10 protein-coding genes are annotated in these 11,080 nt (G+C 69.1%); all 10 read left to right on the top strand.

Translation table 11 applies throughout. The annotated features are described in order from the left end of the window. Window positions 1–196: 196 nt before the first annotated feature. The 10 genes from gpmI to EA346_RS13670 all read left to right on the top strand — a co-directional run bounded on the left by gpmI (window position 197) and on the right by EA346_RS13670 (window position 10,818). Window positions 197–1,747, top strand: a complete 1,551-nt coding sequence (gene gpmI / locus EA346_RS13715) for a 2,3-bisphosphoglycerate-independent phosphoglycerate mutase (RefSeq protein ID WP_296759543.1) — start codon at window positions 197–199, stop codon at window positions 1,745–1,747. 505 nt (window positions 1,748–2,252) lie between these two features. Beyond that, a complete protein-coding gene (gspC, locus tag EA346_RS13710) occupies window positions 2,253–3,122 on the top strand; it encodes a type II secretion system protein GspC (protein ID WP_296759541.1) in 870 nt (289 codons plus the stop codon). A gap of 8 nt (window positions 3,123–3,130) precedes the next feature. Beyond that, window positions 3,131–5,122 (top strand): type II secretion system secretin GspD, encoded by a 1,992-nt coding sequence (gene gspD / locus EA346_RS13705; protein ID WP_296759540.1) that lies wholly within the window; start codon window positions 3,131–3,133, stop codon window positions 5,120–5,122. Window positions 5,123–5,145: 23 nt separating this feature from the next. After that, a complete protein-coding gene (gspE, locus tag EA346_RS13700) occupies window positions 5,146–6,639 on the top strand; it encodes a type II secretion system ATPase GspE (RefSeq protein ID WP_296759545.1) in 1,494 nt (497 codons plus the stop codon). Between the two features lie 70 nt (window positions 6,640–6,709). After that, window positions 6,710–7,921 (top strand): type II secretion system inner membrane protein GspF, encoded by a 1,212-nt coding sequence (gene gspF, locus EA346_RS13695; RefSeq protein WP_296759539.1) that lies wholly within the window; start codon window positions 6,710–6,712, stop codon window positions 7,919–7,921. Between the two features lie 3 nt (window positions 7,922–7,924). Further along, a complete protein-coding gene (gene gspG, locus EA346_RS13690; protein WP_296759537.1) occupies window positions 7,925–8,386 on the top strand; it encodes a type II secretion system major pseudopilin GspG in 462 nt (153 codons plus the stop codon). Window positions 8,387–8,415: 29 nt separating this feature from the next. Continuing rightward, the gene (gene gspH / locus EA346_RS13685) at window positions 8,416–8,931 is read left to right on the top strand and encodes a type II secretion system minor pseudopilin GspH (protein ID WP_296759536.1); all 516 of its coding nucleotides are present in this window, start codon (window positions 8,416–8,418) and stop codon (window positions 8,929–8,931) included. Further along, entirely contained in the window at window positions 8,928–9,332 is a 405-nt protein-coding gene (gspI, locus tag EA346_RS13680) for a type II secretion system minor pseudopilin GspI (RefSeq protein WP_296759534.1), read from the top strand. Before gspH ends, gspI begins: the two co-directional genes overlap by 4 nt. Further along, complete coding sequence (gene gspJ, locus EA346_RS13675; protein ID WP_296759532.1) at window positions 9,329–10,021, top strand: type II secretion system minor pseudopilin GspJ; 693 nt, start codon at window positions 9,329–9,331, stop codon at window positions 10,019–10,021. Before gspI ends, gspJ begins: the two co-directional genes overlap by 4 nt. Further along, complete coding sequence (locus EA346_RS13670) at window positions 10,018–10,818, top strand: type II secretion system protein GspK (RefSeq protein ID WP_296759530.1); 801 nt, start codon at window positions 10,018–10,020, stop codon at window positions 10,816–10,818. Before gspJ ends, EA346_RS13670 begins: the two co-directional genes overlap by 4 nt. Window positions 10,819–11,080: the final 262 nt, after the last annotated feature.

The raw sequence follows: 11,080 nt of genomic DNA, 5'->3' as shown, positions 1-11,080 counted from the left end.
GGTCCTTGCCCTTGTGGGAGCCTGCCTTGCAGGCGAAGGTTTTGGCGGTTTCGCTGCGATCAGTGCGATTTTCCCGGCTTGCGGAGGATTCGTGGTCATCAGGTGATGTTTTTCTGCGCTTCGCGCGGGGTGGTCAACATCTGTTCATGCGGGATTGTTAATATGTGGGCTTTCCAGCAACAGAGTGGAACGCATCATGGCTGAACCGCGCCCCACACCACGTCGCCCCGTGATCGTGATCATCATGGACGGCGTCGGCGTGAACCCGAGCAAGGTGAACAACGCCTACGCCGAGGCCGACACGCCGCGCCTGGACGAGTACCTGTCCACGCATTCCCACACCACGCTGGACGCCTGCGGGCGCGCGGTCGGGCTGCCCAACGGCCAGATGGGGAATTCGGAGGTGGGGCACCTGACGCTTGGGGCCGGCACCATCGTGCGCCAGGACCTGGTGCGCATCGATGACGCCATCGATGACGGCAGCTTCCATCACAACGACGCGCTGGTCAGCGCGGCCACCGCGGCCCGGTCCAGAAACCAGCCGTTGCACCTGATCGGGCTGGTCTCCGACGGCGGCGTGCACAGCCACATGCGGCATCTGCTCGCGCTGATCGAGATCTGCCGCGAGCAGGAAGTGCAACCCATCGTGCACATGATCACCGACGGACGCGACACGCCGCCGCGGTCCGCGCTCAACTATCTGCCGGAACTCGAGCAGAAGCTCGAGCAGGCCGGCGGGCGGATCGGCACCGTGTGCGGCCGCTACTACGCGATGGACCGGGACAAGCGCTGGGAGCGCACCGAGCGCGCCTTTCGCGCGATCGCCTTCGCCGAGGGCGAACAGGCCGAGACCGCCCGCGCGGCGATCGAGGCGGCGTACGAGGCGGGCGAGACCGACGAGTTCATCAAGCCGCGCATCGTCGGCGAGCCGGCGCCCCTGGGTGCCGAGGCCGTCTGCATCCTGTTCAACTTCCGCAACGACCGGCCGCGCCAGCTGACCGCCGCCCTGGCGATGGAAGACTGCACGGGCTTCGACCGCGGCGATTTCCACCCGGTCTTCGTCACCTGTCTGACCGAGTACGAGCCCCGCTTTCTGGCCCCGATCGCGTTCCCCCCGGAGCGTCCCGGCACCACGCTGGGCGGGGTCATCGCGGCTGCGGGCATCCCGCAGTTCCATTGCGCGGAAACGGAGAAGTACGCGCATGTCACCTTCTTCTTCAACGGTGGCCGCGAGGAGCCGCTGGCCGGGGAGGACCGGGTCATGGTGCCGTCGCCGAGCGTGGACACCTACGACCAGCAGCCGGAGATGAGCGCGGCCGAGGTCGCCGACGAGACGATCGCCGCGATGGAAAAGGGGCGCTACGGGTTCATCCTGGTCAACTTCGCCAACGGCGACATGGTCGGCCACACCGCGATGCGCGAACCGCTGATCAAGGCGGTGGAAACCCTCGACACCCAGGTCGGGCGGGTTCTGGATGCGGCCAAGGCACAGGGCTACTCGGTGATTCTGACCGCCGATCACGGCAATTGCGACGAGTACGTCGATCCGGTCACCGGCGAGCCGCATACCCAGCACACCACGTATCCGGTGATGTGCATGGTGATGGACAGCAGCCTCTGGCGCCTGACCACCGGCGGCGGCCTCGCCGACGTGGCACCCACCGTGCTCGCACTCATGGGCGTTCCGCAGCCGAAGAACATGGGCGGCCACAGCCTGCTGCTCGAGGAGCTCCCGGCGCAGGCCTGATCCGCCGCGCCCCGGCCGGGATTAAAGCGGGAGCAAGCTCCCGCACTCCACAGCGCGTGTGGGCGTCGGCAGGAGCTTCGCTGTGCCGAGGCCCATATGGAGTGCGGCAGCTTGCTGCCGCTTTCGGGCTGCGGGATGCGCTTGGGCCGGACCAAAGCGGGAGCAAGCTCCCGCACTCCATAATCTCGCTGCGTGCAGTGACACGCCGGCACAAGCTACGAACCTTTGTGGAGTGCGGGAGCTTGCTCCCGCTTTGGGGCTTGGCGACGGGCGCCCGTGGCTGCCTGCGAACTCGCGTCAGGTAAATTCCGTAAGGTACTGACCGGTATACAGGCTCGATTCACGCGAAAAAAAAGGGCGAAAAAGATACGAGCGTCCTGGCATTCGCCTCTGCTACATTCGTCGTGTGAATCCCCTGAATCGCCCGCCGATGGAACGCCCCGAGCCGGGTGACGCGATGCGTCATCCAGACTTTGGTGCGCCTGCCGGGAGCCCCTGAAGAGACATGTTGGCCATTGCAACGACCCCGCCGCCCGTCCTGCCCCGCGCCGTCAGCGTGCTCTTGCTGCTGGGCCTGGGCGTGCTGGCGGCGCAGATGACCTGGCAGGTGCTGGAGCCCGACGTGCGGCCGGCGGCGACGGTAGACGTCACGAACGAAAGCGTCGCGCCGACGCCAGAGGCCGCACCCGAGTCGCCCTTCGCCACGGTTGCCAGGCTGCCGCTGTTCGGGGTGCTCGGCGAGCGCGCCACGCCCGAACCCGTGGTGGCCCCGGAGACGCGCCTGCGGCTGCGCCTGGTGGGCCTGATGGCCGGTGACGCCCCGGAGCAGGGCCACGCGATCATCGTCGAGAGCGGCAGCCCTGAGCGCCTGTACCGGGCTGGTGATGCGGTGGGCGGCGGTCAGGCCCGGCTGCACCAGATCCACACCGACCGCGTGATCCTGGAGCGCGACGGCGGCTACGAGACCCTGCGCCTCCCGCGTCCGGACGGCAGCACGGCAGGTGCACCGGCCAGTGCGGCACCTGCCCGGGCGGCGGCCCCGGCACCGGCCCCCGCCGCGACCGATGAGCCGCGCATTCAGCGCTCCGAATGGCTCGGGGATCCCGAGCGCCTGCTGCAGACGGTACGGGCGCGGCCCGTAATCCAGGGTGGGGTGCTGCACGGACTGGAGGTCAGCCCGACGCGCAATGCCCGGCAGTTCCAGCAGGCCGGACTTCGACCTGGCGACGTGATAACTTCTGTTAATGGCATGCCGCTATCGGCGATCGATGATACTGATAGCCTGTTTCAGGATCTGGCCGGCCAACAGCGTGTGGATCTTGTGGTCGAGCGTGACGGCCAGGCGTTGCCCCTCAGCATCGAGTTGATCGATTGAGAGCCTCTATGTTTCGCAGATTTCTGCCGATACTCGTCCTGATCGCGCTGTCCTGGCTGGTGCCGGTGGCGCAGGCCGACACGCTGACGCTGAATCTGCGCGATGCCGAAATCCAGACGCTGATCGACCTCGTTGCGGAAGAGACCGGCACCAATTTCATCATCGACCCGCGCGTCCGTGGACGCGTCAGCGTGGTCTCGGGCCGTCCCGTGGCACGCGATGAGTTGTACGACCTCTTCCTCGGCGTGCTGAAAGTCTACGGTTTCGCCGCCGTGCCCAGCGGCGCGGCGACCAAGATCGTCCCCGACGTGCAGGCCAAGCAGGGCGATATCCCCAACCTTTTTGCCCACGAGCGCCTGCGCGACGACGAGATCGTGACCCACGTGATTTACACCGAGCACGTGAGCGCAGCGCAGCTGGTGCCGATCCTGCGCCCGCTGGTGCCCCAGGGCGGACACCTGGCGGCCGCTACGGAAACCAATTCGCTGCTGGTCTCGGATACGGTGGCCAACGTACGCCGCATCCGGGAACTGGTTGCGCGCATCGACCAGCCGGTACCCGAGGGCTTCGAGGTCATTCAGTTGCGCCACGCCAATGCCGCGAGCCTGGCAACCAAGCTGCGCGAACTCGAAACCGGGCCAGGCGACGGACCCGCCGCCCGGGGGCGCGTGCGCGTGCTGGCCGACGAGCGCGCCAACGCCATCATCCTGTCCGGCGACCCGGAGCGCCGGATCCCGCTGCGCGCGCTGATCTCGCAGTTGGATACGGCGGTTGCGGTGGGCAACACCCAGGTCCATTACCTGCGGTACGCCCAGGCCGAGGACGTGGTGGAGGTGCTGCGCGGCATCGCCGAAACCCGGCAGGAGGCCGGCACGGACGCCCGGCGCACCGGCGGCTCGGTGCGCATCCAGGCGCACCAGAGCACCAACGCGGTGGTCATCTTCGGCGCCCCGGAGGATACACAGGATTACGCCGACATCATCGAAAGACTGGACATCCGCCGGGCGCAGGTGATGGTGGAGGCGGTGATCGCCGAGATCTCCTCCGATCGCGTCCGGCAGCTTGGCGTGCAGTGGGCTGCGGGGTCGCCGAGCTCGGGTTTCGGACTGATCAACTTCGACCGCGACGGACGCGGCCTGCTGCGGCTCGCGTCGGGCGTGAGGGCCTTTCTGGACGGCGACGTCGCGGCACCACCCAACCCCGGCGACGGTATTTCCCTGGGTGGCATCGGCAGCAGCGGCAGCACCCAGATCGCGTTGCTGATCAGCGCCCTGCAGGGGGACACGTCCAGCAACATCCTGTCCACACCCAGCCTGCTGACCCTGGACAACGAGGAGGCCGAGATCGTGGTCGGCCAGAACGTGCCGTTCGTCGTCGGCCGCTCGATCGAGGACTCCGGCCAGGCCTTCGACACCATTCGCCGCGAGGACATCGGCGTCAAATTGCGGATACGGCCGCAGATCAACGAGGGGAACGCGATCCGGCTCGAGGTCGAGCAGGAGGTCTCCTCGCTCGCGCCCACTGGCGACGCCCGCGACCTGGTCACCAACACCCGCTCGCTGCGTACCCACGTGATGGTGGACGACGGCGAGATGCTCGTGCTGGGCGGGCTGATCTCCGAGAACCGGATCGAGACCCGCGACAAGGTCCCCGGGCTCGGCGACATCCCCGGCCTCGGGCGCCTGTTCCGCTACGACAGCGAGAGCGCGGAGAAGCTCAACCTGATGGTTTTCCTGTACCCTCGGATCGTGCGCACCAACGCCACGGGGGCCGAGTTGACCAGCGAGAAATACAGCTACATCCGCCGCCAGCAGCTGCTCGAGGCCCAGCGGGGCAGGCGCGGCATCAACGACGACACCCTGCTGCTGCCCGAGTGGCGGGAACTGACCTACCTGCCGCCTCCGTTCTCCGAGGCGAACCCGCGCCTTGAGGAGCTGACCCGCCTGCCGCCGCCGTTCGCGGAACTGAATCCGCTCGGCGTGCCGCCCCGGTACCGATGAGCGCCCTGCCGGACCCCGAAACCATGACCGTGGGCGAAGGCCCCGCCGAGCCGCTCAGCCCGGGCTACGGCTTCTCACGCCGCTCCGGCGTGCTGCCGGGACCGGTGGTGAATGGACGCCGCACCCTGTACCTGCGCGCTGATGCGGACCCGATGGCGGTGCTCGAGATCCGCCGGCGCAGCGCGGAACGCCTGCAGCTCGAGCCGCTGAGCACCGACGAGTTCGACCTCAGGCTGCGCGAGCAGCACGAGCGCAGCAGCAACGACGCGATGAACTTCGTCGAGGGCCTGAACGAGGGCGGCGACCTGCTCAGCGTGGCCGAGTCCCTGGCCGAGCCCGAGGACCTGCTCGAGGCCGAGGATGACGCGCCGATCATCCGCCTGATCAACGCCCTGCTGACCGAGGCCGTGCGCGAGAACGCCTCCGACATCCACATCGAACCCTTCGAGACCCGCCTGTCGGTGCGCCTGCGCGTCGACGGCGTGCTGCGCGAGGTGCTGAACCCGCCGGTGAGCCTGGCGCCACTGATCGTCTCCCGGGTGAAGGTCATGGCGCGGCTCGACATCGCCGAAAAGCGCCTGCCGCAGGACGGGCGCATCTCCCTGCGCGTCGCCGGCCGCCCGGTGGACGTGCGCGTCTCCACACTGCCCTCGGGCCACGGGGAGCGGGTGGTGCTGCGGCTGCTGGACAAGCAGGCCGGGCGCCTGGAACTGCGCCACCTGGGCATGGCCGAAGAGCAGTACCTGGGCATGGAGCGGGTGATCAGCCGACCGCACGGCATCGTGCTCGTGACCGGTCCCACGGGCTCGGGCAAGACCACCACGCTCTACGCCGCCCTGATGCGCCTGAACGACCGCAGCCGCAACATCCTGACGGTGGAGGATCCGATCGAGTACTACCTCGACGGCATCGGCCAGACGCAGATCAACACCCGGGTCGACATGACCTTCGCACGCGGACTGCGCGCGATCCTGCGCCAGGACCCGGACGTGGTGATGGTCGGCGAGATCCGCGACCTGGAGACGGTGCAGATCGCGGTGCAGGCGAGCCTGACCGGACACCTGGTGTTCTCGACACTGCACACCAATTCCGCGATCGGTGCGATCACCCGCCTGCGGGACATGGGCGTGGAACCGTTCCTGCTGGCGTCCACGCTGAACGGCATCCTGGCCCAGCGTCTCGTGCGGGTGCTGTGCAGCAACTGCCGCAAGCCGGCCGTCGCCACCCACAGCGAGTGCATCCAGCTGGGACTCGATCTGTCCGATCCGCCCCTGATCCACCGGGCCCGCGGCTGCCCGAAGTGCAACAAGCTGGGTTACCGGGGCCGCACCGGCATCTACGAGTTGATCGAAGTCGATGATACCCTGCGCCAGATGATCCACGACGGAGCCGGTGAACGCGCGATGGCCGAGCATGTCCGCATGTCCACGCCGAACATCCGTGCCGACGGCGTGCGCCGCATCCTCGACGGCACGACCTCGATCGAAGAGGTCGTTCGTGTCACGCGTGAGGACTGACTAGCGGTGACCCTGCAGCTCCGTGGCACCTGCCCACGCCGGTTCCGGCCGGCCTTCCCGTTGCGCCGCCATGCCCGCGTTTGAATACCAGGCGCTGGATGCCGGCGGCCGCAGGCGCAAGGGCGTCGCCGAGGGCGACACGGCCCGGGCGGTCCGCGCCCGGCTGCGTCAGGATGGCCTGAACCCGCTGCAGGTCGAGGAGGTCCGCGAGCAGACCCGTGGCGGCGGCCTGACTCTCGGCGGGCGCGGCATCAGCCCGCTGGACCTGGCCCTGGCCACGCGGCAGATGGCCACGCTGGCCCGCGCCGGGCTCCCGGTCGAGGAGATCCTCGGCACGGTGGCGCGGCAGACCGAGAAGGCGCGGATTCGCAACGTGCTGACCGCGGTGCGCACGCGGGTGATGGAGGGGCACGCGCTGGCATCGGCGCTGGCCGCGTTTCCCCGCGTCTTTCCCGAACTCTACCGGACCACCGTCGCTGCCGGCGAGCAGTCCGGGCACCTGGACCTGGTGCTCGAGCGGCTCGCCGACTACACCGAGAGCCGCAACGCACTGCGCCAGAAGATCAGCCTTGCGCTGTTCTACCCGCTGATCCTGACGCTGGTCGCGATCGGCGTCACCGTGGCCCTGCTCGCGTTCGTGGTGCCGGAGGTGGTGCAGGTCTTCGCCGGCATCGGCCAGGAACTGCCCTGGCTGACCGTCGCCCTGATCGCGACCAGCGACGCCCTGCGCGACTATGGGCTGTGGGCGCTGGCCGGCCTGGTCGTGCTGTTCTTCGGCCTGCGCCGCCTGCTGCGACACGAACACTGGCGTTACCGGTATCATGCACTGCTGCTGCGCCTGCCGCTGGTCGGGCGCCTGGCGCGCGGCCTGAACACCGCCCGCTTCGCACGCACACTGAGCATTCTGGCGGCCAGCGGTGTCCCACTGCTGGAGGCCCTGCGCACCAGCGGCGAGGTGATCGGCAACCGGCCGATGCGGGCGGCGGTGGAGGCCGCGGCGGCGCGCGTGCGCGAGGGCAGCGGCATCGGCCGCGCCCTGGAACAGAGCGGTTATTTCCCGCCGATGACGGTGCACCTGATCCGGAGCGGCGAGTCCAGCGGCAAGCTGAACGAGATGCTGGAGCGGGCCGCCGAGACCCAGGAGCGCGAACTGGAGACCCGCATCGCGATGGTGGTCGGCCTGTTCGAGCCGCTGCTGATCGTGACCATGGGCGCCGTCGTGCTGACCATCGTGCTGGCCATCCTGCTGCCCATCTTTGAACTGAACCAACTGGTGAACTAGATCATGTCCCGAATGCAATACCCCAGTACCGCCCGCGGCCGCAGCCACGGTTTCACCCTGATCGAGATCATGGTGGTCGTGGTGATCCTCGGCATCCTTGCCGCCATCGTCGTGCCAAGGGTGATGGACCGCCCGGACGACGCCCGCATCACCAAGGTCAAGAGCGACATCCGCGCGCTCGAATCGGCGCTGAACCTGTACCGCCTGGACAACTTCGTGTACCCGGACACCAACCAGGGACTGCAGGCGCTGGTCGAGCGGCCGCGCACCGGGCCCGAGCCGCGCAACTACCGCTCCGGCGGCTACATGGACCGGCTGCCCAAGGACCCCTGGGGCAACGACTACCAGTACCTGAACCCCGGCACCCGCAGTGACATCGACATCTACACCTTCGGCGCCGACGGCCGCCGCGGTGGCACGGGCATCAACGCCGAGATCGGCAACTGGAACCTCGACGACTTCTGAGCTCCCGGGTGGCAACGGGTGCGGCCAGCATGGGCAGGCGTCAGCGCCGCCGTGGCTTCACGCTGCTCGAATTGCTGGTGGTGCTGCTGATCTTCGGCCTGCTGGTCGGCTTCGCGGTGCTGGCGGTGGGCGGCGGCGCCTCGCGTCAGATGGAACAGGAGGCGCGGCGGCTGGTGGAACTGGCGGGACTGGCACGGGACGAGAGCCTGCTGACCGGCCAGGCCCGCGCACTGGGCTTCTCGCGCGACGGCTATGCCTTCCTGGAGCAGGTCTTTCTCGATGACGCCCGCGTGACCTGGATCGAACTCGACCGCGCACCCCTGGGGCCCCGCTCGGTGCAGCGCCTGGGCATCGAACTGCGCCTGCGCCAGGAAGGCCGGGTGGTGCCGCTGGACGACCGGGCCGATCGCCCGCAGGTCCTGTTCAACGGCGCCGGCGAGCTGACTCCCTTCGAACTCGAGATGCGCCCCGCCGGGGGGGCCAGCGACATCCTGCGCGTAACCGGTGCGCGCGACGGCCGGCTGCTGCTGGAGACGCTGCGATGACGCCACGACGAGCCCCGTTGCACGCAGCGCGTGGCTTCACGCTGCTGGAGGTGCTGGTCGCGCTGGCCATCCTCGCGGTGGCCCTGGGAGCGCTGGTGAAGGCCGGCTCGGAACACACCCGCAATACCCACTATCTGCAGGAGCGCACCCTTGCGCACTGGGTCGGACAGAACCTGGTCGCGCGCTACGAGGCCGGCCTGCTGCTGCCGCGGCCCGGGACCGGCCAGGGCAGCCTGCGGCAGGCGGGCCAGGACTGGGAGTATCGCGTCGAGATCGGGGAGGAAGTGCCCGAGGCGCCGCTGGAGCTGCCGCCGGTGCTGCGCGTCGAGGTCACGGTGTGGCCCGCCAGCGGCCCGGCCGCGGATGTGCGTGCCCGCGCCGTCGGGTACCTGCTGCCATGAAGCGGGACCGCGTGCGCGGCTTCATCCCCCCCAAAGCGGCGGCGAGCCGCCGCACTCCACAGCGGGCCCGTGTGCGCGGCTTCACGCTGCTCGAACTGCTGATCGCGGTGGCGGTGTTCGCGGTGGTCAGTGCGCTCGCCTACGGCGGCCTGCAGGCGGTGCTGAACGCCGATAGCCAGACACGGCTGCGCGGCGGCGTACTGGCCGAGCTGCAGGTGACCTTGGCGGTCCTGGAACGCGACCTGCGCCAGGTCGCGACGATCGAGCCGCGCGACCGCTTCGGAGACCGCCAGCCGGCGTTGCGCTACAGCCCGCTGGCCACCGAGCCCGAACTCGAACTGGTGCGCACGGGCAGCGGCGGCACCGACCGGCTGCGCCGGATCGGCTGGCGGGTGACCGAGGAAGGTCTGGAGCGGCGGCTCTGGGACGTGATCGACGCGGGTGACGACACCGAGCCGATGGCACGGGTCTTCCTGGCCGCCCGCGACACCCGGGATGGCCGCGAGCCCGTGCTGATGGAGCTGCGCTTCGTGAACCCGGGCGCGCGCGGCGAGGAAGTCGTGGACAGCTGGCCGCCGCTGCGCGGGGCCGACCCGGCGCGCACGCTGCCGGCGCTGGTGGAGATCATCCTCGAGGTGCCGGGCCTGGGCCGGGTCGAGCGGCACCTGGCCCTGCCGGGGGGCGTATGAGACGGCGCCAGCGTGGCGTCGCGCTGATCACCGCCCTGCTGGTGGTCGCGATCGCGGTCACCGCGGCGATCGGGATGAGTGTACGCGACCACACCCAGATCCAGCGCTCCGGGCTGGTCTTCGAGCAGGATCTAGCGCGCAGCCTGTTGCTCGGCGCCGAGATCATGGCCCTGCGCCTGCTGGAGCAGTGGCCGAACCTGAACGAGCTGCCCTGGGACACCTGCGTGTCCCCGCCGGTGCCGCTGGTGATCGACGGCATCGACCTGATCGCGAGCCTCGAGAACCTGCACTGCCGGTTCAACCTGAACAGCCTGGCCCGCGTCGACGACGCGCCGGTCGCCGCTTTCGCGGACCTGGTGGCCCGGGCCGGGTCCGAGGCCAACATCGCCGCCTGGCAGGGCGAGCAGCTCGCCGCAGCCATCCGCGACTGGATGGACCCGGAAACCGACGACCCGGTCTACCGGCTGCGCACGCCGCCCGAGCGCAGCGGCAACCGGCCCTTTCTGCTGGCCTCCGAGCTGAACCGCGTGCAGGGCATGACAGCGGAAATGTGGGAGGCGATCGCGCCCTACGTGACCGCGCGGCCGGGAACGGATAACCTGATCGACATGGAGCGCGCTCCGGACGTCGTGCGCGACGCGGTCGGCGAGCAGGAAGAAGGGCAGACCGAAGGCCTGCGCTACTTCCGGCTGTCGCTGGTCGCCCGCCTGCCACAGCGCGACTTCTTTCATTGCGCCGTACTCGATGCGCCCAACGGGCGTACCGTGGTGCGCGAGTTCACATCCTGCGAGAACTAGATTCGGTGACAACGCCCCAAGCCCTCAGGGAAACGCTGAACGGATCCTTCGGCAGGCCCGGGTCGATCCTTTCTTGGCATCGAGTTGGGCGGTTGTCGCAGACGCCTCCCAGGGTACGCTTCCAGAACGCTGTGCATGACCCGGCGGTCCGGCTCTACCTGGGGCCGGCGCGCAGCCTGGCCGGTCTCCAGGGTTTCCCTGGGCGTGCGGGATCGGAGGTGGATCCCCGATGAACTGGTTCGTGCTGACCCTGCCGGAACCC

The sequence above is a fragment of the Thioalkalivibrio sp. genome (assembly GCF_007692535.1).
Classification (GTDB): domain Bacteria; phylum Pseudomonadota; class Gammaproteobacteria; order Ectothiorhodospirales; family Ectothiorhodospiraceae; genus Thioalkalivibrio.
The sequence above is the reverse complement of the archived record's forward strand: the minus strand, read 5'-3'. Positions and strand labels throughout refer to the sequence as shown.

Bases quoted from the DNA above. Each gene is read 5' to 3' on its own strand.
- gpmI (WP_296759543.1), top strand. From the start codon at position 197: ATGGCTGAACCGCGCCCCACACCACGTCGCCCCGTGATCGTGATCATC.
- gspC (WP_296759541.1), top strand. From the start codon at position 2,253: ATGTTGGCCATTGCAACGACCCCGCCGCCCGTCCTGCCCCGCGCCGTC.
- gspD (WP_296759540.1), top strand. From the start codon at position 3,131: ATGTTTCGCAGATTTCTGCCGATACTCGTCCTGATCGCGCTGTCCTGG.
- gspE (WP_296759545.1), top strand. From the start codon at position 5,146: ATGACCGTGGGCGAAGGCCCCGCCGAGCCGCTCAGCCCGGGCTACGGC.
- gspF (WP_296759539.1), top strand. From the start codon at position 6,710: ATGCCCGCGTTTGAATACCAGGCGCTGGATGCCGGCGGCCGCAGGCGC.
- gspG (WP_296759537.1), top strand. From the start codon at position 7,925: ATGTCCCGAATGCAATACCCCAGTACCGCCCGCGGCCGCAGCCACGGT.
- gspH (WP_296759536.1), top strand. From the start codon at position 8,416: ATGGGCAGGCGTCAGCGCCGCCGTGGCTTCACGCTGCTCGAATTGCTG.
- gspI (WP_296759534.1), top strand. From the start codon at position 8,928: ATGACGCCACGACGAGCCCCGTTGCACGCAGCGCGTGGCTTCACGCTG.
- gspJ (WP_296759532.1), top strand. From the start codon at position 9,329: ATGAAGCGGGACCGCGTGCGCGGCTTCATCCCCCCCAAAGCGGCGGCG.
- EA346_RS13670 (WP_296759530.1), top strand. From the start codon at position 10,018: ATGAGACGGCGCCAGCGTGGCGTCGCGCTGATCACCGCCCTGCTGGTG.